This window comes from Thermoplasma acidophilum DSM 1728 (assembly GCF_000195915.1).
Taxonomy (GTDB): Archaea; Thermoplasmatota; Thermoplasmata; order Thermoplasmatales; family Thermoplasmataceae; genus Thermoplasma; species Thermoplasma acidophilum.
Genome location: NC_002578.1, coordinates 74860 through 99411, shown reverse-complemented (window position 1 = coordinate 99411; position 24552 = coordinate 74860). Strand labels below are relative to the sequence as shown.

Sequence of the window (24552 nt, the reverse complement as noted above, 5' to 3'; positions counted from 1 at the left end):
CGTGTCACGATGAAGATCAGATCCGCCAGGATGAACCTCGAGATCGAGGAGCCGATCGACATAGGCTATGCCGATGACATAGCTGAACTGGCCAATGACAGAAGCCTGGTCAGAAGCATAGGCAGCCATTCATTTCCATATCCTTATACACGGGAAGATGCAATATTCTTCATTGAATCTCAGCGATCCTATGGAAACGAGATATTCCGCATTGATTTTCTGATTAAATTCGATGGCAGGCCAGCAGGAGTCATTGGCCTCAGTGAGATAAATAGAACGGATAGCAACGCTCACGTCGGCTACTGGGTGGGAAGGAAATTCAGAGGCAGGGGAATAGCAACTGAGGCCCTTCACCTCGTTGTCAAATATTCCACGGAAATTAAGATACACAGGCTGTATACATCCGTAGTTGAATTCAACTATGCGTCAATGGTGGTGCTGATGCGAAATGGCTTCAGAATAGAGGGGCGCGAAGAGGATGCCATTAGAATTGGCAGGAAGTACTACGATTTCATAAAATTCGCAAGGCTGAACAGATGATGATACTGAAGATAGGCGGAAGCGTGATCACCGATAAATCCGCTTACCGGACTGCCAGGACGTACGCCATAAGGAGCATAGTTAAGGTTCTATCCGGAATCGAGGATCTGGTGTGCGTGGTTCACGGCGGCGGTTCCTTCGGCCATATAAAGGCGATGGAATTTGGACTGCCAGGCCCAAAGAACCCAAGATCCAGCATTGGATACAGCATAGTTCACAGAGACATGGAGAATCTTGATCTCATGGTCATCGATGCAATGATAGAGATGGGCATGCGACCGATATCCGTGCCAATAAGCGCCCTGCGCTATGACGGCCGCTTCGATTACACCCCTCTTATCAGGTACATAGATGCTGGTTTTGTTCCTGTATCATACGGTGACGTATATATAAAGGATGAACATTCATATGGTATATACTCTGGAGACGACATAATGGCCGACATGGCAGAACTGCTGAAACCAGATGTAGCTGTATTCCTTACCGATGTTGATGGCATCTACAGCAAGGATCCGAAGAGAAATCCTGATGCGGTGCTTCTCAGGGATATAGATACAAATATCACCTTCGATCGGGTGCAGAACGATGTTACCGGCGGTATAGGGAAGAAGTTCGAATCCATGGTGAAGATGAAGAGCAGCGTGAAAAACGGAGTTTACCTGATCAACGGGAACCATCCAGAGAGGATCGGAGACATTGGAAAGGAATCATTCATAGGTACGGTGATAAGATGATAGGAAAGAGGAAGGAAGAACATATAAGAATAGCGGAAAATGAGGATGTATCTTCATTTCACAACTTCTGGGATGACATCAGCCTGATGCACGAGGCTGACCCTGAGGTCAATTACGATGAGATCGACACCTCGGTGGATTTCCTTGGAAAAAAACTGAAATTCCCCATGATCATTTCATCAATGACCGGTGGCGCTGAGATAGCGAAAAATATAAACAGGAACCTCGCTGTTGCGGCGGAGAGGTTCGGCATAGGCATGGGCGTTGGAAGCATGCGGGCAGCCATTGTTGACCGAAGCATCGAAGATACCTATTCCGTCATAAATGAGAGCCATGTGCCACTGAAGATTGCCAATATAGGTGCGCCGCAGCTTGTGAGGCAGGACAAGGATGCGGTGTCCAACAGGGACATAGCATATATATACGATCTCATAAAGGCTGATTTCCTCGCTGTACACTTCAACTTTTTGCAGGAGATGGTTCAGCCTGAGGGTGATCGAAATTCCAAGGGCGTTATAGATCGCATAAAGGATCTTTCAGGATCGTTCAACATAATAGCAAAGGAGACCGGAAGCGGTTTCAGCAGGAGAACTGCAGAGAGACTGATCGATGCGGGCGTGAAGGCGATAGAGGTATCAGGTGTCAGCGGAACCACATTTGCCGCTGTTGAGTATTACAGGGCCAGGAAGGAGAACAATCTGGAGAAGATGAGGATAGGCGAAACGTTCTGGAACTGGGGTATTCCATCGCCCGCTTCCGTTTATTACTGCAGCGACCTTGCGCCAGTGATCGGCAGCGGCGGTCTGAGAAATGGCCTAGATCTGGCCAAGGCCATAGCCATGGGAGCAACCGCCGGTGGATTCGCCAGAAGCCTGCTCAAGGATGCCGATACCGACCCAGAGATGCTTATGAAGAATATAGAGCTGATACAGCGTGAATTCCGTGTTGCTCTGTTTCTTACTGGAAATAAAAATGTTTATGAACTTAAATTTACTAAAAAGGTTATCGTTGATCCACTGAGGTCATGGCTGGAGGCAAAGTAGATGGATGTGCCTAGGGAGATTGAGACGGAAATGGAGTGCCCAGTATGTGAGGCCAATCTTTACCTGATCATGTATGATACGGAGATACCCTATGAGGGCAAGATTTCCATTTACACCTATTTCTGCAAGGAGTGCGGATACAGGAAAACAGAGGTCTATTCGGATGAGAAGCGTGATCCGAAGAAGATAACCATAAGGATTGAGAACCCTGACGATCTTAGAATAATAGTGTACAGATCGAGGAGGGCTGACGTATACATACCTGAGATGGAGGCATCCATAGATTCCGCGGAATACTCAAACGGAGAGATCACAACTATAGAGGGAATAATTTACAGAATTGGAGAGAAACTTGACCTGCTTGCCGCGGATGACCAGAATAATAAGAAAATAGCCAGCCTGAGAAAGCGCATAGACGGAATAATAAACGGAAAATTTGAATCCTTCACATTGATAATAATGGACGAATCTGGAAAAAGTGTAGTTCACAGCGATAAGGCCATGGTTGAATCCATGGACTAATTCTGTTTAAGGCCGTAATAGATCTTCTTACCGCTCTTCTTGTTTGTTTCTATCCTGACCAGTTTACCGGCCTTTACCAGCTCCTGAAGCTTCCTATCGAGATCCTTCAGGCCAGTCACAGACAGGATCTGCTCTTCAGTCAGGTACACATCTGGGTTTTCCTTGAACAATTCCAGTACTGGATCCATGAGCCTCCGAGAATTAGAAAATATTTAAAGTTTTTTCATTTCCTTCCAGTTCACGTTGCCTGTGAAATCAGATGTTCCACGACGGAGTCGAGCCCCACATTTTCCTGCGATCCGGTATACATATTCCTGATCGTCACGACGCCCCTTTCCAGGTCGCGTTCCCCAAATATTACGGCGAAATCCGCCCCTATCGCTGAAGCATACTTCAACTGCGCCGAAAGCCCACGTTCCATTATCTCCACAGTAACGTTCATTCCCCTTTCCCTGAGCTTTCTGGAATACTCATTCATTATGCTGGAATTGATCTTACCGACCCTGCATATGTATACCGATTTCTTCTCCCTCGGTATCTGCACGTTTTCCCTCTTCAGCAGCAGTGATATCACAGCGTCGCCCATGCCGAAGCCAACAGCTGGAACCGATTCTCCTGACATGAGAGAAGCAAGGTTGTCGTATCTTCCGCCACCCAGTATGGCCCTGAACTGCCCGGATCGATCATACGCTTCGAACACGATGCCCGTGTAATACGAAAGGCCGCGCACTATTGAAAAGTCATAGCGTACGTTCTTGACGCCATATGAAGCGAGGAGATCCTCAACCGCAGCCATCCTGGCTATCTCCTCGCTGCTCTTTCCCGTTATCCTTGCCATTTCATCAATGCCGCGTGTACCAGAACAAAGATCGGCTATCATTGATACGCCGTCCTCCCCTATTCCTGCGGATCTGAGCTGATCAACAAACTCTTCACGGCTTATTTTGTGATATCGATCGATTATGGAGAAAACTGAGAACGGATCTGATGAGGTCATGCCGCCTATGATCTCTTCCATGATCTTTCTGCTGTTTATCCTGATCTCGTAAATATCCTGGAGACCCAGTCTGTCGAGTATCGATGAAGCAAGTGCGATCACCTCTGCATCGGCCTCGGGGCTATCGCTTCCGAATATGTCTGCATTGAACTGATAGTGCTCCCTGTACCTGCCGGCCTGCGGTTCCTCATAGCGCCATACCTTGGGAAAGCTGTACCAGCGAAGCGGCCTCTGCAGATCCTTCCTTGACGTAACCATCCTGACCGTTGACGGCGTTGCCTCCGGTATCAGGGTAACCTCCCTGCCTCCCTTATCAACGAATGAATACGTCTGCTGCAACAGCTCTTCTCCGGACTTAATCCGGTAAAGATCAAGATACTCAAGACTTGGAAAGTCTATTCGCCTGAAACCGAATGCCTCTGCAGCCTCCTCTGCCGTTTTGAATATGAACTTCTCAACATCCATGTCCTCTGGATAAAAATCTCTGAATCCACGTATTTTTTCTATCTGCAATCGGTACACCTTCTGATAAAATTGTGGGACAGTATATATTGATTTTTATTTCGATAGGAACTAAATGCAGGTTATTGAATTGTTAAAAATGAGTTCTACAGATCATTCGTATGATCTGTCGTCAAGGTTGTAGTTGTAGAAATCCTTCTGCGACGTTGTGTTCTCGGACGAATAGGCTGCCGCCATGCTGCCGTACTCCTTGGTTATCTTCTCTTCAACAGGCACATACAGCTTTATGGCTTCCTCGACGTCCTCTTTCTCAATGAGCTTATTGCCCTTGAACACTGCTATATCACCGGCCGCCCTAATCAGACCACCGAGTTCCCTGAGCCTCAACGTGAGTTCGTTGTTCTTCTTGTCTATGATCCTCGCCCTCTTCTTTCCCTCTTCGATGATCAGCTCCGCAGCCTCCATGGTCATATGGGGTATCTTTCCATCCATGGTTATCTCCTGCGATATGAACTGCAGATACTTCATCCTGTTTTCGTCCGTATCCTTCATCGTGGTCTTCATGAGGATCTCGTATCCGTTTCCCACTATTCTTGATCTCAACGGACTGAGTATGTAGGGCAGATCGTTTATATTGCACGCTGCCACAAGTATGAAATCTGCCGGGACCTTGTCCACCCTCACGCTGGCACCTGCGCTCTGCGGATTCCTGCCTGTTATTGGAAATGTTTTTTCCTGCATGGCTGTGAGAATATACCGCTGCAGGTTTCCAAGATGCGTGATCTCGTCTATGAAGAGGACACCCTGATGCGCTTCGTGGACAGCACCTGCAATCACCCTTTCATATGGAAGCGTCCCAAGCTGCGGATGCCCGCCGTAGGGATCGTGCCTTACATCTCCCAGGAGCTCGGTTTCGCTCGCACCCGTCGCAAGCACAAACGGGTTCCTGTCTATGGGCACTATCGTCTTGCTTGGACTCTTCTTCTCCAGCCGTCTGCGCCTTTCAAGCGTCTTCTCATCAAGTACGCGTATCTTGTCGTTGTACCTTTCGTATACGATGATTTCATCATGATCCCCATTGCGTCTCGTGAGCGTTACCTTATCAAGGTTGTTCTGCACTCCGAACGCCGCCCCTATGACGTTGAATACATCTCCGAATGGGCCCTGAGTGCCCATCTGTATCTTCGGTGAGTTGCAGTTGGGGCATACTGCATCTGATGGTGAAGAGTAAAAGCCGCATTTGCTGCATCTGTATCCAAGGCGTTCGGCTACGCTGGTTGGGGCATCCTTCGGGTCAATTATTATACCTGATGTTGATGTCTCCTCCTCGCGTTCGGCCATGACCTCTTCCCTGGTTTTTATCTCCACAAATGGCCTTTCAGGGTACTGCGGATTGTGTACAACTCTTATCTCCTCGGTCGGCCTGTCTATGTAGAACGACATGGCCTGTGCTATCATTGATTTTCCAACGCCTGGCGGCCCTACTAGCAAGAGATGCCTTCTCTGCTTCGCGGCAACCATGGCTATCTTTACGGCATCGTCCTGGCCTATCACCCTATCTAGCGGGTTTGTTGGTATCTTTATGTAAGATGTGTCCGGATACTCATTATAAAAATCTACAAAGAACGTTCCCATGCTATCACGTTTATATCAACGGGCTTCTTCGTTATGTGCCCTAATTTGAGCCCGTATATATTCTTTATCCCAGCGTTGTAGGAGACATCTATGAGTCTCTGTGAAATTATGCCTCCGGTGACGATCGTGTTGCCCCTAGGATCCTGAGATATCCTCTCCACAGCCTCCGAAACAGGAAAGGAAAAGATCCTCTCTCCGTTTGAATCGTATACTTCTGTCATCTTGAGCTGGGCTAGAGCCTCTATCCTCTTTGACACCTCATGGGGATTCAGCAGGTCTAGAAATCCCTCCTTCTGCACTGTCACCTGCTGCGACTGCTCTTCACGTATCTCCTCGTTCTTAGGGGGCTGTTCCGGAGGCTCTTCTATGACCTCCGCCTTGGCCTCATGGTTGTTGTTTGGCTGTGAACCGAAAACAAGATTGTTCCTCTGGGAGTATTCCTTGAGTTCATCGTTCATTCCGTGCATTGACAGATACTGATCTATTGGGGTCTTGTACCTCAGCGCTTTTACGATCTGCTTGTAAGTCAGTTCCTCTACCTCTGTGCCAGGTGGGGCCCTCGCCACGAAATCCGCCTCTGCAACCTGAAGCATCTCCTTAAGTATCAGATCGCCTCCCCTGTCGCCATCGAGAAATACAGTTACCGTTCTTTCCTTTGATAGCTTCTTTACCGTTTCAGGTATGTTTGTGCCCTGAACAGCTATGGTATTCTTTATTCCGTATTTCAGAAGGTTCAGCACGTCGTTCCTGCCCTCTACTACGATTATCGAATCGGAATCGTTTATCGCTGGGCCGGCTGGAAGCTTTTCCTCGCCATAGGAGATTATCTCAGATTTCTCTACTTCTTCCCTTACACTCTTGACAAGACTTTCACTGAGGTCATCGCCCTTGCTGTTCATATCCTGGTATATCTTCTTAGCCCTTTCGATTATCTTCTGCCTCTTCTGAACCCTGACGTCCTCGACATTGGCTATCTCAACCTTGGCCTTGCATGGGCCTATCCTGTCTATGGTCTCAAGGGCTGCTGCCAGAATGGCTGTTTCAACCTGATCAAGACCAGAAGGTATCAGGGCATAACCCTCTGTTCTGCCCTTTTTACTGTCTATCTCGACCTCGATCCTTCCGATCTTCCCGCTCTTCTGGAGATCTCTTAGATCCAGATCGTCCCCAAGTAAACCTTCAGTCTGACCAAATATTGCACCAACCACATCTGGTTTTTCAACCACCCCATCGGTATATATCTTCGCCTTGATCATGTATTTTGTTAAGTTTGGATCTACGTTCATCCATATCACCTTTTTGAATGATAATGATATTAACATTACCACCTAAAATCGGCATCAAATTAACAAATGCATAAATGATATATAATGTATTCTATCACACAACACACAGGTGAAATACAATATATGTGTCCGACCGATTACCTGTTTTTGCGCATTGATACGATGATGGTCAGATATTTATAGGTCAATTAAATAGCAATATTAAGGTTATACATGATAAGATTCGGTATTGCTGGGATCCCCCTCACAAGCAAGGGAAGAACTTTTATAGATTCGGTTGAAGAAACACATAATCTTGGCCTAAACGCATTGGAGGTACAGCTCCTGCGTGTCAATGTGCAGGAGAACTCAGCTGAAGAGTATACCGGCCTCAGGCCCCAGGACGTGGAAGATTCTATAATAATAGATGTTCTCAGGCAGGATGAAGACGGAAATTACAGAAGCGTGGGTATAGATACCGAAATAGAGGAGGATGACATAGTGCAGGAGCTCTTCTGGAATATGGCCAGAAATTACGACGAGCTTCAAACCGGGGGAGAACTTGCAAAGGAACTGGACGTCACACTCTCCATGCATGCACCCTATTATATGGACATGATCGGTTCGCCGGATATAGCTGAGAAATCAATAAACCACTTGAGATGGACGCTCATCTTGGGAAAATACCTTGGCGCAAGGAGGGTCGTGACACATTCCGGATTCTACCATGGCAGCAAAAAGGACAGTCTGAACAAATTTGCCGATGTTTATTCAGACATTCTGAACGAATTCTCGCCAGACAATGGTTATCCATATATAGGTGTAGAAACGTCTGGCAAGCAGGAGGTCTTTGGAACACCTAAAGAGGTGCTGGAACTTGCCAGAAGAATAAATATAGAACCGATACTCAATTTCGCCCATGTGCATGCGATAACCGGCGGATCTCTGGTAGAAATAAAGGATTTCGAAAGCATCATAAACGACTTCAAGAAGTATGCGAAATACGATCTGTACACTGAATTTTCCGGTGTGGAATTTATAGGCAACGAGGAGCGCAGGCTTACTGCCATAAAGCACGGAACCCTGAAGTTCGAAACGCTGTCAGAATATCTTATAGATTACCAGGATGACATGACCATAATTTCGTCTTCTCCCCTGCTGGAGCATGATGCCCAGTACATGCAGATAATCTATGTGAGATCCTATTTCAAGAAGATGCAGAGAAGGAAGGTGACGGAAAAACCGGTTTCAGGTGATTGAATGAGAGAGTATCCCGTCAAGAAGGGTTTCCCAACAGATTATGATTCTATAAAAAGGAAGATCTCTGAACTTGGATTCGACGTGAAATCTGAGGGAGACCTAATCATTGCTTCTATACCCGGCATTTCTAGGATTGAAATAAAGCCCGATAAGAGGAAAATACTGGTCAATACAGGTGATTATGATAGCGATGCCGATAAGCTCGCCGTGGTCAGGACATATAACGACTTCATAGAGAAGCTGACCGGCTATTCAGCAAAAGAAAGAAAAAAAATGATGACAAAGGATTAGGATGGCATAAAGAACTGCAGTGCAACCGCCAGCCCCATTATCACCAGGAGCAATCCCAGAGTTATGAATGAAGCGGTGTGGGTGATCTTCCTTATCCTCTTCATCTCATCATATTTCTTCTCTGCGGCCAGGCGCATTATGAGTTTACCATGATATATGTTGTTTGCATACATCAGAACGATGGTGATCCACACTATGATCACCTTATAGAGCAGTATCTCTCCACCGATTGTTGTTGTGAGGAGTGAGAAATTTCCGCCTATATATTCGTAGCCAAGATAAGTACCAGTGACCAGCAGAATGGCAACCGTGGCGTCCGTCCACCATCCAAAGTACCGCCCTATTATGCCGACAATCTTTGTCCTCTGGCTCTCATCAGATGCCGCCTTGTAGGATGCGGGCCATACTATGAACCATATGAAGAGGGATCCGCCTATGAAGATCATGGCAGCAAAGACATGAATGATCAATACTGCGAGCAGAATTCCTATTATACTCATACGCTTCAATTTTTAACTTGTATAAATTACTGTTGGCTTATCTGCGAATTTCGATCATAAAGATAGCGTCGGATCTGTTAATCTTATCGTTGTAGCAGGAAATGTCTGACAAATGCAGTGAAAAAAGCTTTAATTTTGATCCATCTATGTACAATGCATTTGTAAAAATAATTTGCGTATATGAATAAATTCTGTTTTTCTGGTGTCAAATGTGAATAATTAATGATCAATTTTTTTATTATAAATTTAGAATATTGGCAGACTGCGTTTAAACAACGCTCTAATTAAAACACGATAGAAATATTTTAATACTTCCTATGTTATTAACATACAGGTGGTAAAAGATGGTAGGAATCAGTGAGCTATCCAAGGAGGTAGCAAAGAAGGCAAACACCACCCAGAAAGTGGCAAGAACCGTGATAAAGTCTTTTCTGGATGAGATAGTCTCTCAGGCCAACGGCGGCCAAAAGATAAACCTGGCCGGCTTTGGTATATTCGAAAGAAGGACGCAGGGTCCGAGGAAGGCGAGGAACCCGCAGACCAAGAAGGTAATTGAAGTCCCATCCAAGAAGAAATTCGTCTTCAGGGCTTCAAGCAAGATAAAATACCAGCAGTAAGCTGATACGTTTACATTTTTTAATTTTTATTGTTTAACTGCATCTCCAGATTTTGTTCCCTTCTTCTAAAATATATTTAAAAAAGAAGAGAGTGTCCAGTAAAGCCAGGAACCGCTTTACCTTGCGGACTGTGCAACTCTTTCTATCTCTTCCTTCTTGCTTATTGCAAATGAAGTTGGATCGTTTCTCGCTGCAGCCATTATTTCATCTGCAAGGCAGTTAACGATCGACTTCTTGCTCTTGAAGGATGCATTTGTTGCGCCAGTAGCGATGTTCCTGAGAGCCTCGTCTACTCGCCTGGAAGGGGAAACATCAACCGATTTCGGCACAGCTATTCCGCCGTATTTGAGCCTAGTAACCTCTTCCCTGGGGCCTGCATTCTCGATCGCATTTATGAGTATCTGGAGCGGATTCTGCTTTGTCTTCTCCGCTATTATTTGAAAGGCCTCTTCCGTTATCTTGTAAGCACTGTACTTCTTGCCGGTCCATTTCTCGCTCCTCATGAGCTTGTTTATCAATCTTTCCACGACGTTCATGTTTATTTTTCCAGCGTAGTATGATGAAAACCTGCCACCAGTGTGCAGGTTGAGTGCAGATTTCACATTGATATATTTCACCATACCAGGATCGTGTATCTCCACCGCATTGACATCGTATTTGTTGAATAGCATCAGCATTTATCTCACCGTCTTCTCCTTTCTTCCCTTCACAAGCTCCTTGAGCGATATACCATTTACGGCTACAACCTTGTACCTGACACCAGGTATATCCCCCTTACTTCTACCCATCCTTCCGCCTATTCCCTCAACGGTAACTTCATCATGCTCATCGATATAGTTAATTGCACCGTCCCCGACAGCAAAGGCGGTTATCTGCCTTCCATTCTTTATAAGCTGAACCTTGACACATTTTCTAATGGCTGAGTTAGGCTGCTTTGCCTCTATACCAACTTTTTCTATGGCTATTCCCTTGGCCTGAGGTGCACCCTCAAGAGGATCGCTCTTTCTCTTAAGCTGAAGCACTCTTCTCTTATAGTCCCTATCAGACCATCTGAACTTCTTTCGGTTTTCGAGTAATTTCCTTCCAGCGTTTATACCATTTCCCATTATATCACCATGATGCCATGAAGTTGAACTTGCTATGCGTGATGCATAATACTTATCTGATATTTATATCTGACATCTCCAGTTCTATCTATATTCATATATAAAAGGACTGTATTATCATATCTGACGAATAATCACAATAAAGTTATTATATGAAGTGATACCGAAATCATGAGCGAAGTTGAAGGGGGGATTATCAACAGGAAGCTTCAGGGAGAATTCGTAAATACCTTCATAAGGCAGCTTAAGTTTCACCGCGAAGATTTCAAGAATATAGGTTATATAGGTGGATTCACGTCTATAATTGACATGGGGAATTTTGGCATCACGTTCAACAACGATGGCGTTGGGACGAAAGCCATGATTGCCGAGGCCGTAAATAAATACGATACCCTTGGCATTGACTGCGTTGCGATGAACGTAAACGATGCGATAACCGTCGGATCTGAGCCAATAGCGATGGTAGACTACCTTGCCGTAAACAAAATGGACGAGGAAATGGCAAAGCAACTCGGTACCGGATTCAATGTGGGAGCACAGATGGCGAACATCAGCATAGTGGGAGGCGAGACTGCGGTACTGCCCGATGTTGTCAAGCATATAGATATCTCCGGCGCCGTGATAGGGATAGTGCAGAAAAACCAGATAATAACAGGTTCGAATATAAAGGAAGGTGACGTAATAATTGGACTTGGCAGCAGCGGCCTGCATTCAAATGGCTTCACCACCGTCAGGAAGATAATTGCGGACAATAATCTCGATCTTCAGGACACGTTCCCCGGCGATTCCAAGAAAACCTATGAAGTCCTGCTAGAACCGACCAGGATATATGTGAGGGAAATTCTGGACATAATGGGCATAATAACAATAAAGGGCATGGCGAACATCACAGGGGGCGGTTTCAAGAATATAACACGTATGAAGGACATGAAATACGTTATAGACGATCCATTCGAACCGCAAAACGTCTTTATCAGGTTGATGGAGATGGGCAACCTGAACTATGCCCAGATGTTCGAGATCTTCAACATGGGCACTGGTTTTGTACTGGTCATAGATGAGGATGAAAAGGTGGATATAATGAACGCACTGAAAGGCAAAGTGCCCGTTAAGGTTATGGGCCATGTGGAAAACGGATCTGGGGTTGAGATACCGAAGTATGAGGTATCGTTGAAGGGGTATTACTGATCCGATCCATTTTTAAGTATTGATATATAGGCCTCCTCAAGCTCTGATCCAACGCTATCGTACCTTATGACCCTCCCGACCTCAATGAGCTTCCTTAATATCTCTGCGCGTGCCTCATTGTTTCCGTCATATGCTATTATGACCGAATTTCCGTTGTTCTTCTGAACCTCCAACCCCATACCTTTGATGGTAGATATTATCTTATCATCAACCGGATCTAGAAATTCCACTATAACGGCCTTTGCCCTGAACTCCCTTGATATATTTGCAACTTTATCTCTTGCAAGTATCCTGCCATGATTGATGAATATGACTTCATCGCATACTTCAGAAACCTCGGATAAGAGATGAGAACTCATGAGGACGAGCCTATCGCTTTTGAGCTTTATTATCAGATCGCGGATTATCTTCATCTCGAATGGGTCGAGGCCGCTGGTCGGCTCGTCCAGCAGAAGCACTTCAGGATCCGGCAAGAGTGCTGCGGCTATGACGACCTCTGCCTCTGCCCTTTGAGAGATCGCCTATCTTCTTTTCCAGGTCTGGAAGAGCAAGCGCCTTGGCATAGTACTCGATCCGATCCCTTGCATCCTTCTTGCTCATCTTCCTTAGTTCCGCTACGAACATCAATGAATCTTCAACTGTGAAATAGGGGAATGGAGATGGCGATTCTATGACGGATCCCATGCTCTTGAATGCACCAACGGGATCTCTGTTTACGTCTATCCCGTTTATCATTGCCTTTCCGGAAGACGGCCTTAATAAGTTCGTGAGTATCTTCAGCGTTGTTGTTTTTCCTGCGCCATTTGGGCCGAGATATCCAATGGCGCCGTTCTCATCGTATCTGAACGATACGTCTTCCAGCGCTTTGAATTTTCCGAAGTACTTAGATACGTTAACAAGCTCTATAGATGCCATTTTTCACCCCTTTATCTCCTTTCTTGTGAATACGAGGATAGATATCAGCGAGAACACGATAATGTACCCAAGCATCACAATTATGGCCTCGTTTCCAGTCGGATTGAACGTATATATGGTGGCAAAGTGCGTGTGAGTAACCGCATGCACCGGGTAGCTCTTTTCATAGACAAGGTATATCATCTGCCCGACGTAAGTTACGAACATCCATGGGTTGATCCCAGCCAGCGCAGAGAGTATGCCCTGCACCGCCGGATAAACGAGTAAAAGGAACAGTATTGATACAACAAGGCCAATGCTTGGAGTTTTGAATATGGCGCTAAAGAGCGTTGCGAATGATATCAATGCAAGCATGTATAGAAGCGCGAAACCGAAGGATGGAAGGATGAGATCCGAAACTTCACCGTAAAGGTAGAGCGATCCTGCGATGCCACCCAGATATACTATCAGTACAAGTACAGCAGTTGAAAAAAAGGCCGCGGTGTACCTGCCTATATACAGAACACTGCGCCTTATGGGCTGGACCAGCGTGTAATAGGCTGTATTTGTGCCAAGATCCATGGAAACCATGTCCCCACCAAAGAAGGCTGCGAGTATAGCAAAATACGCGATTATATCGCTTGAGAAGTACGCGTTGAGGAAATCTGCCGAGTTTTCGGACTTATACAGCGAATAGTTATAGTGAAGGTCAAGAAACAGTATCAATGCAGTTATTAGCACTGAGAATATGAGAAGCCCAACAAATCTCCGGCTCCTGAAATAGTATGTGAACTGAAATCTTGTACCCACAAAATAGCTGTGCAGATCATTGGCATTTGCAAAGGCCATATCGGTGTATCGAAATCGATATTAAAATCATTTCTATATATTTACAGTAAAAATTTTTCAAACTTTTGATATATTCATTTGCACTTTATTTCGTATTTCGCACTGTCTCAATAATTTGTGGATTAGTCAACGTTAAATGAGATTGCCTTTGCTTAGCTGTGATCTCCATCGATTAATGTTTTTATAATCTTAGTGGATATGTATTCTATGAAGATCAGTGAAGGTGTTGAGAGGATTGACGGGGTAACCGCGAATTCATACCTTCTGACGCTGGATGGAAAGAATATCCTCATCGATACCGGAACAGCCGGTGGGGGTAAGAAAATAATAGATTACTTTAACAAGAATGGGACAAAGCCAGATTACGTGATAGTAACGCATCACCATGCGGACCATGTCGGCGGTCTAAAGGAAATATCGGAGAGGTTCAATCCTGAGATTTACGTACCCGATCTGGAGATGAAGATCATAAGGGGAGAAGAAGATCCTCCAAAACCAAGATCCTTCTTTGGCAGAATGATAACCGGAATGCTGAAGTTCGAGCCTGTCAAAGATGTAAAACCAGTTTCTAAGGCAAGCATCCCCGGCATTGAGGAGATGGCAACACCAGGCCACACCATTGGCAGCACATCATACATAGTTGAAGATCTGCATATTCTTTTCAGCGGGGACGCGGCCGTGGAATCTGGCGGCGAACTTAAGATCAACAAGAGTTTCTCTTACGAGATCAACAGCGCAGAGAGATCCCTGGAGATAATAAAGGGCATGAAGGGCTATCTGGTGCTTCCAGGACACGGTGATAAGGTACAGCTCTGATCTGCTCCTGAGCCGTAATGTTCGATCGTGATCGTTCGAATATAGATATGCGATCATACGCCTGAAATTCGCATGGTTAATACGTTTCCAGCGTACCATAAACGCTGAACGTTCGACTCTTCTCTCAAGAAGAAGCCAGCACATGCTTCCTGAAAACATGTTTTATTGCTCCCCCCAAACCATAACTTTTCCATAAAACAACCATATCAAAAATATAGCGTTGAAAGCCGATACAGCCGCACTCGTATTTATAATTTGATTGGATTATGCAATGTCTTCTAAAATCACAACAGTTTTATGAGGAATGAGAGGATATCTCAATCATGAATTCTACCATCAAAAACATAGAGATAATAGAGATGGGAGAAAAATCGCGTGAGACTTCCTCTCCCTGGAGTTCAACGATTTTGCTTGTGAAGATAACAAGCGCTGACGGACTTGTCGGATATGGCGAAGCACCGACGACACTCATGACGCTTCCGGTGCTTGAGAGCATGAAGGAAGTTGCAAGGGTCTTCAACGGAAAGGACTTCTTCAATGTGGAACGCAACGTTTTCGACTTTTACAGAAATTCGTTCTACCTTCCTGTGTCCATGGAGGCGACCTCAGCATTGAGCGCATTCGAAATAGCCTCATGGGATTTGATAGGAAAGCAGCTTGGTACTCCAGTGTACAAGCTTCTGGGCGGAGAAGTAAACCAGAAGATGAGGGCCTATGCCAATGGCTGGTACAATGACTGCGTATCGCCAGATGACTTCCTCAAGAAGGCAAAGGAAGTTGTGAAGATGGGATTCACAGCAATGAAGTTTGATCCCTTCGGTGATAACTACGATTCAATAACAAACGACGGCCTAGAGAATGCCAGAAACATAGTTGGAACGCTCAGATCCGAGCTTGGTGATAAGGTAGACCTGTTGATCGAATACCATGGCAGGTTTTCGAAGATAGCAGCCATAAAGGCCGGCATGGCTCTGGAGGAATACCATCCGTTCTTTTACGAGGAACCCCTGCATCCTGACCTTGATCACGACCTGCTAGATCTGAAGAACTACTACAGGGTTCCGATAGCGCTTGGGGAAAGAGTACTTAACAAGAAGATATTTGCTAGGTTCATCTCACAGAAACTGGTTGACATAATACAGCCAGATCTTACCAACTCAGGAGGCATACTGGAGGGAAAGAAGATAGCCGCTATCGCAGATGGCTTCGGTATACCTGTAGCGCCGCACAACGCATTCGGGCCCATACAGACCGCAGCAACGCTGAATCTGGATACTACCATAACCAACTTCATAATACAGGAGAGCTTTGAAATGTTCTGGCCAGATTGGAAGAAGAAGCTCGTGTCCTCTGGCTATAAGCTCGAGAATGGATACTTCACGCTGACCAACGAGCCTGGCGTATGCAAGGTTAACGAGGACATCGTTGAAAAATATCAGGTTTCAGGTATGGAACCATTCGATGATAAGGAACCTCCATGGGTTGTCTCTGGTACATTCAAGCCATACCGACAAAAATAATTTTTATATCAGTACACACTCTTTTTTCATATGGCGCTAGATCAGGACGGAATCCAGAAAGTACAGAAGATTTCAACGGGAATAGAGCGCCTGGACGATCTCTTCTATGGAGGTTTTGACAGGAACGATAATGTGGTAGTTAGAGGCAATAATTTTTCGCAGAAAAGGAGCTTTATCTATAGCTTTATAAAAAAGTCGGCAAACAGTGGAATAGGAGTTGTTCTTGTCGATTTTGACTTTCCGTCCGAAGGTATAATGGCCGATCTGGTGCGCAGCGGAACAAATACGGACATGGTACATATCCTAGATGGGTTTGCAAAACCGTTCCAGATATCTGCACCATCAAATACAGAGATGCTTGATGATCCTGGAAACATACCCTCAGTGCTCAAGCAGATAACGTCAACCGTGCAGAAGATGGACGAATATGTGTTTGTCATGCTTTCTGCTACAAGATATCTTATCGCCAAGGACCAAAACACGGATCGTTTCTTTGTTCAGCTGATAAATATGAACAGGAAAAGATCACTCGTATCGATCTATGCTGTGGATGATTTTGTGCCTGAAGATAGATCTGAATGGTTTGCATATCTGATGGATTCTGCGCTGCATTTCAGAAACGACGGAGACAGGGATTATCTGAGGGTTCTTACCCTTAAACGCATAAGAACAAAGGAGTGGGTGAGAATATACCCCGAGGAAGGGACATTCACGCTTGGATCATTCAATGTGGAAAGAATAAAATAGCACTTTGTCCTGCATACTTTTCAAAACGTATTTTAACCAGAAGACCGATCGTATGTTATGGCAAGACTTGTACTGCACACAAGGGATCATCCCTACGTGGTAAAGGTGGGCGATAAGGAAGTACACATATGTGGCTGCGGCCTGTCGTCGCATAAGCCCTACTGTGATGGCACACATAAGATAACGGCAGATGAAGGAGATCACATATACATATACAATGCGGAGAAGAAGAGGGAGGAATTCCACTCATTCTACGACAATGAATGAACATAGGAACGTTCAGAAAAGAAAAATTGGAACATAAAATATTTTGAGATCACTCAGCCTGCCCGTCTTTCATCATATATCAGAAAGATGAATTCTCATCACAGTGATCCACACAATGATTGGTTGAATCTATTTTTCTGTTTCCATGGCAAACGCAGACCCAAGACAATGAATACGGGCTATCGCATTCCGCGCCTTGTATCGTCTACGCCACTATTACACGTTTTCCCACTATTCTATAGTTCCCAGATATGATTATGTTCAGTGCCTGCAGTACGGCAGAATGCTCTATGGCATGTATCTTGTTCTCAAGGGTTTCGGGCGTGTCGACATCATCAACCTGCAGTACTCTTTGTAGTATTATGGGGCCACCATCTATTTCTTCTGTTACGAAGTGGACCGTGCATCCAGAGAACTTTGCTCCGCTTTCAATAACAGCCTCATGCACCCTCATTCCATAGAATCCCTTTCCGCCAAAACAGGGAAGAAGGCTTGGATGTGTGTTTATTATCCTGTTTCTAAATCTCTCAATTATGCCAGCATCCAGTATGCTGAGGAAACCCGCCAGGAGAAAGAAATCCGCACATGAATTCTCCATTTCCTTCATCAGATCGGACTGGAAATTCCTTCCACGCCTCACGACAACTGTTTTAACACCAGCCTTTCTTGCACGATCTGCTGCCATGCATTCACGATCCGCTATAACTTCTGATATCCTGGCATCAAGCTTTCCGCCTGCAATGGCATCAATGACCGCCTGAAGGGTTGTACCAGTCCCGGACACCAGTATGCATATATTCTTCATGGCCAGATCCATATCCTTGCGACCGTCTTAATTGTATGCTTCTCTCATGTCTTTTCCTGACGTAACCTCGCAATTATTTTTTCAAAGGTTTCAGATATAATTGCTTCCTTGTCCCTGCCACCATCAACGATCAGATCCCACTGAAATCCTTTGTATATCTGGCGTACACTCCTAAGCTTCTGCTCGTTCTCAAAATGTGGATTTCTAAGGCCCCTCCTGGATATGCGTTCCATGGCTGTTTCCTCATCCACGTCCACGTATATCTGCACATCCGGCCTGATCTTTATAATTTCAGATACGCTGTCCATCCACTCCCACGCCTTTTCGGAATTTCCAAAGAACTCAGCTATGCCTTCAAACTGATATGCGTATGATGACCTTATGTAGCGGTCGCATATGACAATTTCACCATTCTTAATGTGACGATCTATCTCTCTTTGATGCGCATACCTGTTTATCGTGAACTTGAGAAAAAGTTCTACTCCATCGCCAGCATAGTTTTCCATGCCATCTGTAGGCTCCTTCGTCATGTAGACACGATAGCCTTCGCCCAATAGCATATTTCCTATGCCTCTTGCAAGTGTTGTTTTGCCAGCGCCATCTATGCCCTCAATAGCTATGAACATTCAGATGGATAGAAACCACATGATAATAAATGTACTGAAAAACGCTCTAATCTGCGCATGTACACATTGGCTAAAGCAAATGTTGTTATCCTGCACTGTCATGTCGATTCATGGTATCACACAGGTATAAGGGCTTCAACACCAAGGCTGTTCAGTCTGGAGAGCTCAGGGATCCAAGATTCGGAAACGTCACCACACCTATATTCGAGACTTCTACATTCGTATATCCGAATCCTGAAAAGGAAGCTTACACCGATCACACAAGAGACCAGCCTTACATATACACCAGATGGGGAAACCCAACGGTACAGGCATTTGAGGAGAAGTATGCAGCAGTTGAGGGCGCCGAATATGCACTTTCTTTCTCCTCCGGTATGGGTGCAATAACCTCTGCGATCACTGGGCTTCTCCATCCGGGTTCAAGAATGCTTTCTTTGTCGGATCTCTACGGGCAGACGTTTTATTTTTTTAACAAGGTACTCGGTGATCTTGGCATAAAGGTCGATTACATCGATACCGAGAGGATCAACAGCCTAGATTTTGATCCATCAAAATACGATGCTATCTACATGGAGTCGATAACGAATCCGACACTCAAGGTACCGGACATAAGATCCGTGTCAGACTATGCGAAGAAATCCCTTGTTATAGTTGATGCAACGTTTGCATCCCCGTACAACCAGCACCCTCTTGATCTGGGGGCTGACGTAGTGATACACAGTGCCACAAAATACATTGGAGGTCACAGCGACATCGTTATGGGCGTTGTGGGTACGAACAGCAAGGAGATATTCAACAGCCTCGTCATCCGTAGGAAGACCTATGGATCGAACCCAGATCCCATACAGGCCTATCTTGCGCTTCGCGGCTTGAAGACTCTCGGCTTGAGGATGGAGAAGCATAACAGAAATGGTATGGAGATTGCAACCTTCCTGAGGAAAAACGATTCCATATCCCGGGTTTATTATCCGGACACCGAAATGGGAAAAAAGGTGCTCAGCGGGTTTGGAGGCATGGTATCCTTTGAGATAAGGCGCGATAGGGATGTCCACTCATTTCTGAGGAAACTCAGCATACCGATGGTGGCCGCAAGCCTTGGCGGTGTTGAAAGCCTCATAACACTACCGGCGGAGACTTCGCATTCCTCGCTGTCCAGAGAAGAAAGGGAACGAATGGGCATAAGCGACAACCTTGTAAGGTTCTCAATAGGCATAGAGGATGCAGAGGATCTGATCGCAGATATCCAGAATGCCCTTGGAGCTTGAATGCAAAGATCTCAATTCAAGCTCTGGTCAATCCATTCCCTTATTTCAAACTGCATCGCCCCCATGAAAAAATCTATAAGATGCCAAATTTAATAAGGGGATCATGGACGGTCTGATCATCCCGCGCAGGGGATTCTATGGTGGATCCAATGGGCGGTTCCAGTTTGAGATATTTTCCGAGAAAGCCCCACCTGTAGAACACGAGGAGATCACTGAAGGTGGAAAGAAAAAGTACATTGTGTGGGCAGATCAGAAGATGTTCAGGGATCTGATGGAATTCTACTCCATGTATCCAGGACACGAAGATGCTGCCTCTGCTGCCGTATTCAAAGCGCTGGATGACAAGCCATCAATACCCAAGATAATGGGCATAGTGAACGCCACGCCGGATTCGTTTTATCCGGGAAGCCGCGTTCTCGGACACTCAGACCTCGTATTCAAGATGATAGATGAGAAACCCGATATACTAGACATAGGTGCTGAGAGCACAAGGCCTGGTAGCAAGGGGATCGATCCATCCACTGAACTCGAGAGGCTGATTCCCGTGGTCAAGATGGTCAGAGATTATTCAGACATACCAATTTCGATAGATTCCAGACATCCATCTGTGATCGATGGCCTCATAAAATATGAAATAAACTACATAAACGATATATCAGGATTCACCGACAGGAAAATGATAGATATTGCAAAGGATTCCGGGCTGAACTGCATAGTGATGCACATGCGCGGCACGCCGGAAAACATGCAAAGCCTGACCGCGTACGATGACATAATTTACGATGTGGCCGGATTCCTCGCCAACAGGGCCGATGAACTCCTGAGGAATGACGTTGGTTTCGATCGGATAATACTTGATCCTGGAATAGGCTTCGCCAAGGACATAAAGGGAAATGTGGATATACTCAGAAACATAAAGAGCTTCAATGTCGGATTCCCATTGCTCGTTGGTACCTCCAGGAAGACGTTCATAGGAACCATAACCGGCCAGAATGTCGAGAACAGGCTTGCTGGAACAATAGGCACGAGCATATATCTAGCCGAGAACAGGGTATCAATACTGAGAGTACACGACGTGAAGGAGAACAGGGATGCACTGACCACCTACCTGGTCCTTGCATCTCAAGGAATGGGCAGCAACACTTGACCTGCGGTTGAAAATACCGATATTCTCCTAGTAAAAGGAACATCATCTCAGGAAAGTTGTATAGAAATCATCTATTGCAGATTCTATCTCTTCCCTGCTGAATCCAGCGATCCTTGCATACGAGTAAAGTGCACCCATGCCAACACCCTCACGGACGTGGCCCTGATTGTATAACCTGAGGCCATTATTCCTCATCCTGCCAAAGTCCATAACTGAAATTATACTGCGATCCTCCAGGCCCAGAATCCTGAACAGATCCGATCTGTGGGAGAATACCCACTGCGTGGTTGCCACTACCTGGTCCGTACGCCCATTGACCTTCGCTATGAGATTTGCCGCGTTGGCCATCTGTGTGCCACCACCAAGTATCATCTTGGAGGATCTGATGGATTCGGCCAATCCGATCATGAATATCATTAGGTTATCGCCGTATTCTGTGGCCGCTTCCAGTGGCGACCGAACATTGCGCCTCCTGAAACTCTCCTCTGCAACCTTTTTTTTCAGGTTGTCTGGATCGACAGGCATGCTACTGCTCGTTCCAGAGTCTATGCCCAAGGATCTCAGCACCACGTACGCCGTCGTCGTCCCTCCTGGAAAGCTCTCGCCCAGGATTATATTTTTGAAATTTCCATCCAGAATCTTTCCAAGCCTGCGACCGGCTTCCATTACCCTCTCTGCTTCCATTACGGCCCTATCAAGGCCAGGATCCCTGGATGGTTCGATGTATGTCTCGAAGAATGCCGTTTTCGGACGCACGGAAAAACCGCCATTGACTATCAGGGATCGCAGGCCTGTAAGATCGAGAATTGCACGAGACACTATTGCAGGCGTGGGTATGCCCTCCGGAGTCATCGGCGGATCGGCAGTGCTCAGGCATTTGCCCTCCCCTATTATCTCTGCATCTACCGTTGGAGTTATGCGCGTGAACTCCGGTGAAGCCCCTGCAGCAGTTATTCCTGAACGCAGCGATACCTCGGTTGTACCGGCTATGAGGACAAATATGGTGTTTTCCCTGGAGAACTCGATGTCACCTATCCCCTTTCCGATGATGACGTCATCGATGATCATGCCTCATCACCACCAAATTTTACCCGCTCTAAGGCCTTTCCCTTGAAATGGAATAGAATGGAGATTGAGACCAGAATGACGCCGGCTAAATAGATCAGGTCTATCATAATGTCCGATGTAGCATCCGCTATGATGGAATAGACCAGCGTCACCGCCAGTATTAGGAACGATGCAGAAAGTATTGCCATGTAACGATTCCTGCGGGATGAGATCTCATGCCTGGAGAGGGCGACCGTTGAAATGAGATGCACCGTGAGATACATTGAGGAAACAATCCCGCTGACTATGATAAAACCGTAGAATACCCCTAACGTAAGGTAAAAGCCCCATGAAATTGCAAGATTGAGAGCGAAGATCAGTGCATAGAATCTGCGCATATCAATCTCAAATATGTTGTCAAGCGACATACGCACAACTGCATTCCTGAACGAGTTAAGGTAGCCTATGGTGAGATTGAATGCACTGGATACGGAAAAGAATATGAAGGCATAATAAACGATCGAACCGGCGGATGATCTCAGGTAATCCACTATTATATACGGATTCAGCGAATAGGAGATCATTTTTTCTCCGAGAAATGACTGGACAGCGTATGCCGAAAGCGACATCAGAATTCCTGACACGATGAATGCCGTGAGAATTCCAAGCGGTACCCTCTTCCTGCCATCCTTCGTGTTTTCAGTTATGAAGAAAGCAGAACCTACCCCTGCGAACATCAGCATTCCAAACAGAAGCCCACTCCACAGGCTCCCGCCTGCAAAGTTAATCTCGTTCGGACCCGGAACGTGCCCCTCGGGATGCGCCAGCATGAACCCATCGAGGGCTATTATGAAAGCGATCTCGATTATGTCGAGCGCTTTCATGATGTTAATGGATCTGCCAACACCCTTTGATACCGCGTAAAGGGCGATTGAAGTGTAAAATACGGGAATCAGCATCTCAACGTAAAAAGAATTCATGAAAAATGATGCAAATGACATCAGAAACAGCGTTATGGACGGCAGGGTAGAGAACCCGTATATGAGATACAGATATGCTGTGGCAACACCAGCGCGCTTTCCAGACATCAGACCTGTGACCGCATAGTAGCCACCGTTTGATCTTATCAGAGATGAGGCCCTGTACGGCATGTATATGTTGAATGCAGAGAAGGCAAAGGCAATGATGACTATGTAAAAGAGATCTCTGTAGTCTATGGCAGCTATGATTGAAAACAGGCCGATTATGTTGAGCATCGGGCCTATGGAAGAAAGAGACTGGATAAATGGCCCAAACGAACTAGATATTGCACTCCCCACGCAAGTTAATTTGACTTTATTATAAGAAATTTTCGTTATTAGCCTGCCCTGAGGCACGATACCGAGCAAAGATGATCACAGGAGGAAGGCCATTGCCACGAGAAGCGGGAGAACGAATATTATTGTGTAGGAATAAACTGCAACATAAAAGACGTGCATGGATCGTTCTATATCCCTGACCGATGGCTGATAGCCCTCATCATTCACTATGTATGATCCCCTCTTCTCAAGCCTCAGGTTGAGAGCGCATGCCATGGTGGATATGGGCCAGCCGGCATTCACGCTGTCAAACCTGCTCACATATTTCCGTGGGCTTATGACCTTATGCCTGTAGTTCAGAACATCCGCAGAAAAACCTATGAAAAACCATGATAATCTGGCCGGGATGTAATTTATGACAGTATCCATGAACGCGGAGAATCTTCCGAATTCAAAATTTTCCCTGTCCTTGTAGCCACACATCGAATCAAGGGTGTTTATGATCCTCGCAACGAAGGCCCCTGGAATGCCCAGAAATATGAAGAAGAACAGTGGTGTCATGTATCCATCCACAAGCCCCTCTGCAATGGTCTCTATGGCTGCTGAGGATATCTCATTCTCATTCAGATTGGATGTATCCCTTCTAACCACCCTTGACAGATAAACACGTGCATCACTTATGTTTCCATTCTTCAGGGATTCAACTACGAGGCGTATGTGATCTCCCATGGCGGAAATGGAAAAGGTTGTCTTCAGAATCACCATGGACACGATAACATAGATGACAAGAACAAAACTTGATACGTATATGGCAAGAAAATATGGTATTGCAGTTATGACAATAACGGCCACGGCAAAAATTGATCCGTATACTATCCTGTTATCATGGTGCCTGAAATACGTCTCTATCCTTTTCGACACCTTGCCAGAGAAAACAACTGGATGTATGTACTCCTTTGGTTCGCCGAATATTATGTCGATAGCGATTGCACCGATCAGTATTATTATCATTATGATTAGATTATTCATACATCCACCAGTTTCCCGGCTACAGTAACTTGCTACACGTTATACATGTTAAATGTTCTGCATACTGCCATTCCATCCGTCA

The 24552-nt window shown here is 45.7% G+C and carries 29 protein-coding genes; 14 read left to right on the top strand and 15 right to left on the bottom strand.

Annotation, left to right across the window (positions count from 1 at the left end; all coding sequences use genetic code 11):
* Positions 1–9: 9 nt before the first annotated feature.
* Genes TA_RS00530 through TA_RS00515 form a run of 4 tightly spaced genes read left to right on the top strand, consistent with a single transcriptional unit; the run spans position 10 to position 2839 of the window.
* Positions 10–540: a GNAT family N-acetyltransferase gene (locus TA_RS00530; protein WP_010900531.1), complete on the top strand. Its 531-nt coding sequence runs from the start codon at positions 10–12 to the stop codon at positions 538–540.
* Positions 537–1274 (top strand): isopentenyl phosphate kinase, encoded by a 738-nt coding sequence (locus TA_RS00525; RefSeq protein WP_010900530.1) that lies wholly within the window; start codon positions 537–539, stop codon positions 1272–1274. The genes TA_RS00530 and TA_RS00525 overlap by 4 nt, the downstream gene beginning before the upstream one ends.
* Positions 1271–2317: a type 2 isopentenyl-diphosphate Delta-isomerase gene (gene fni, locus TA_RS00520; protein ID WP_010900529.1), complete on the top strand. Its 1047-nt coding sequence runs from the start codon at positions 1271–1273 to the stop codon at positions 2315–2317. The genes TA_RS00525 and fni overlap by 4 nt, the downstream gene beginning before the upstream one ends.
* The gene (locus TA_RS00515) at positions 2318–2839 is read left to right on the top strand and encodes a ZPR1 zinc finger domain-containing protein (RefSeq protein WP_010900528.1); all 522 of its coding nucleotides are present in this window, start codon (positions 2318–2320) and stop codon (positions 2837–2839) included. It begins immediately after the preceding gene.
* Here the strand turns inward: TA_RS00515 and TA_RS00510 are convergent.
* The 4 genes from TA_RS00510 to dnaG form a co-directional block, all read right to left on the bottom strand.
* Positions 2836–3027, bottom strand: coding sequence for a hypothetical protein (locus TA_RS00510; protein ID WP_010900527.1), 192 nt, complete (start codon positions 3025–3027; stop codon positions 2836–2838). The two genes, TA_RS00515 and TA_RS00510, sit on opposite strands and share 4 nt — an antisense overlap.
* Positions 3028–3077: 50 nt before the next feature.
* Positions 3078–4358 carry a histidine--tRNA ligase gene (hisS, locus tag TA_RS00505; RefSeq protein ID WP_010900526.1) on the bottom strand — a complete coding sequence of 427 codons (1281 nt, stop codon included), beginning with the start codon at positions 4356–4358 and terminating at the stop codon, positions 3078–3080.
* A gap of 93 nt (positions 4359–4451) precedes the next feature.
* Positions 4452–5933, bottom strand: coding sequence for a Lon protease family protein (locus tag TA_RS00500; RefSeq protein ID WP_010900525.1), 1482 nt, complete (start codon positions 5931–5933; stop codon positions 4452–4454).
* A complete protein-coding gene (gene dnaG / locus TA_RS00495; RefSeq protein WP_010900524.1) occupies positions 5915–7219 on the bottom strand; it encodes a DNA primase DnaG in 1305 nt (434 codons plus the stop codon). The genes TA_RS00500 and dnaG overlap by 19 nt, the downstream gene beginning before the upstream one ends.
* A gap of 213 nt (positions 7220–7432) precedes the next feature.
* On the opposite strand from dnaG, the gene TA_RS00490 reads away from it, so the two are divergent.
* Positions 7433–8458 carry a TIM barrel protein gene (locus TA_RS00490; RefSeq protein WP_010900523.1) on the top strand — a complete coding sequence of 342 codons (1026 nt, stop codon included), beginning with the start codon at positions 7433–7435 and terminating at the stop codon, positions 8456–8458.
* The gene (locus tag TA_RS00485; RefSeq protein ID WP_010900522.1) at positions 8459–8749 is read left to right on the top strand and encodes a DUF5611 family protein; all 291 of its coding nucleotides are present in this window, start codon (positions 8459–8461) and stop codon (positions 8747–8749) included.
* On the opposite strand, the gene TA_RS00480 is transcribed toward TA_RS00485, so the two are convergent.
* Complete coding sequence (locus tag TA_RS00480; protein ID WP_010900521.1) at positions 8746–9249, bottom strand: CopD family protein; 504 nt, start codon at positions 9247–9249, stop codon at positions 8746–8748. The two genes, TA_RS00485 and TA_RS00480, sit on opposite strands and share 4 nt — an antisense overlap.
* A gap of 344 nt (positions 9250–9593) precedes the next feature.
* Between TA_RS00480 and TA_RS00475 the strand changes: the two genes are divergently transcribed.
* Entirely contained in the window at positions 9594–9866 is a 273-nt protein-coding gene (locus tag TA_RS00475) for an HU family DNA-binding protein (RefSeq protein ID WP_010900520.1), read from the top strand.
* Between the two features lie 116 nt (positions 9867–9982).
* Here TA_RS00475 and TA_RS00470 read toward each other — a convergent pair whose 3' ends face one another.
* Both TA_RS00470 and TA_RS00465 read right to left on the bottom strand, forming a co-directional pair.
* A complete protein-coding gene (locus TA_RS00470) occupies positions 9983–10537 on the bottom strand; it encodes a 30S ribosomal protein S7 (RefSeq protein ID WP_010900519.1) in 555 nt (184 codons plus the stop codon).
* A gap of 6 nt (positions 10538–10543) precedes the next feature.
* The gene (locus tag TA_RS00465) at positions 10544–10972 is read right to left on the bottom strand and encodes a 30S ribosomal protein S12 (RefSeq protein ID WP_010900518.1); all 429 of its coding nucleotides are present in this window, start codon (positions 10970–10972) and stop codon (positions 10544–10546) included.
* A 171-nt stretch (positions 10973–11143) separates the two neighbouring features.
* Between TA_RS00465 and purM the strand changes: the two genes are divergently transcribed.
* A complete protein-coding gene (gene purM / locus TA_RS00460; RefSeq protein ID WP_010900517.1) occupies positions 11144–12160 on the top strand; it encodes a phosphoribosylformylglycinamidine cyclo-ligase in 1017 nt (338 codons plus the stop codon).
* Here purM and TA_RS08275 read toward each other — a convergent pair.
* Genes TA_RS08275 through TA_RS00450 form a run of 3 tightly spaced genes read right to left on the bottom strand, consistent with a single transcriptional unit; the run spans position 12154 to position 13903 of the window.
* A complete protein-coding gene (locus TA_RS08275) occupies positions 12154–12633 on the bottom strand; it encodes a hypothetical protein (RefSeq protein WP_241761851.1) in 480 nt (159 codons plus the stop codon). The two genes, purM and TA_RS08275, sit on opposite strands and share 7 nt — an antisense overlap.
* Positions 12620–13075, bottom strand: a complete 456-nt coding sequence (locus TA_RS08270) for an ATP-binding cassette domain-containing protein (protein WP_241761850.1) — start codon at positions 13073–13075, stop codon at positions 12620–12622. The genes TA_RS08275 and TA_RS08270 overlap by 14 nt, the downstream gene beginning before the upstream one ends.
* 3 nt (positions 13076–13078) lie before the next feature.
* The gene (locus tag TA_RS00450; protein ID WP_010900515.1) at positions 13079–13903 is read right to left on the bottom strand and encodes an ABC transporter permease; all 825 of its coding nucleotides are present in this window, start codon (positions 13901–13903) and stop codon (positions 13079–13081) included.
* Positions 13904–14110: 207 nt separating this feature from the next.
* On the opposite strand from TA_RS00450, the gene TA_RS00445 reads away from it, so the two are divergent.
* The 4 genes from TA_RS00445 to TA_RS00430 all read left to right on the top strand — a co-directional run bounded on the left by TA_RS00445 (position 14111) and on the right by TA_RS00430 (position 17253).
* On the top strand, positions 14111–14719 hold the full coding sequence (locus TA_RS00445) for an MBL fold metallo-hydrolase (protein WP_048161425.1): 609 nt from the start codon (positions 14111–14113) through the stop codon (positions 14717–14719).
* 323 nt (positions 14720–15042) lie between these two features.
* Positions 15043–16239, top strand: coding sequence for a mandelate racemase/muconate lactonizing enzyme family protein (locus tag TA_RS00440; RefSeq protein ID WP_010900513.1), 1197 nt, complete (start codon positions 15043–15045; stop codon positions 16237–16239).
* Positions 16240–16269: 30 nt separating this feature from the next.
* Complete coding sequence (locus TA_RS00435; RefSeq protein WP_010900512.1) at positions 16270–16986, top strand: RAD55 family ATPase; 717 nt, start codon at positions 16270–16272, stop codon at positions 16984–16986.
* A 57-nt stretch (positions 16987–17043) separates the two neighbouring features.
* Positions 17044–17253, top strand: coding sequence for a CDGSH iron-sulfur domain-containing protein (locus tag TA_RS00430; RefSeq protein ID WP_010900511.1), 210 nt, complete (start codon positions 17044–17046; stop codon positions 17251–17253).
* A 205-nt stretch (positions 17254–17458) separates the two neighbouring features.
* Here TA_RS00430 and purN read toward each other — a convergent pair whose 3' ends face one another.
* Together purN and tmk are read right to left on the bottom strand one after the other, a co-directional pair.
* Positions 17459–18058: a phosphoribosylglycinamide formyltransferase gene (purN, locus tag TA_RS00425; RefSeq protein WP_048162206.1), complete on the bottom strand. Its 600-nt coding sequence runs from the start codon at positions 18056–18058 to the stop codon at positions 17459–17461.
* Positions 18059–18102: 44 nt separating this feature from the next.
* Complete coding sequence (tmk, locus tag TA_RS00420; protein ID WP_010900509.1) at positions 18103–18684, bottom strand: dTMP kinase; 582 nt, start codon at positions 18682–18684, stop codon at positions 18103–18105.
* A 110-nt stretch (positions 18685–18794) separates the two neighbouring features.
* Between tmk and TA_RS00415 the strand changes: the two genes are divergently transcribed.
* Positions 18795–19949 (top strand): PLP-dependent transferase, encoded by a 1155-nt coding sequence (locus tag TA_RS00415; RefSeq protein ID WP_010900508.1) that lies wholly within the window; start codon positions 18795–18797, stop codon positions 19947–19949.
* A gap of 103 nt (positions 19950–20052) precedes the next feature.
* Entirely contained in the window at positions 20053–21096 is a 1044-nt protein-coding gene (folP, locus tag TA_RS00410) for a dihydropteroate synthase (protein ID WP_010900507.1), read from the top strand.
* 42 nt (positions 21097–21138) lie between these two features.
* Here the strand turns inward: folP and TA_RS00405 are convergent, their stop codons facing one another.
* From TA_RS00405 to TA_RS00395, 3 genes are all read right to left on the bottom strand, one after another.
* A complete protein-coding gene (locus TA_RS00405; protein WP_010900506.1) occupies positions 21139–22164 on the bottom strand; it encodes a nicotinate-nucleotide--dimethylbenzimidazole phosphoribosyltransferase in 1026 nt (341 codons plus the stop codon).
* Complete coding sequence (locus TA_RS00400) at positions 22161–23462, bottom strand: APC family permease (protein WP_010900505.1); 1302 nt, start codon at positions 23460–23462, stop codon at positions 22161–22163. The genes TA_RS00405 and TA_RS00400 overlap by 4 nt, the downstream gene beginning before the upstream one ends.
* A 75-nt stretch (positions 23463–23537) precedes the next feature.
* Positions 23538–24470 (bottom strand): cobalamin biosynthesis protein, encoded by a 933-nt coding sequence (locus TA_RS00395; protein ID WP_241761849.1) that lies wholly within the window; start codon positions 24468–24470, stop codon positions 23538–23540.
* Positions 24471–24552 lie beyond the last annotated feature (82 nt).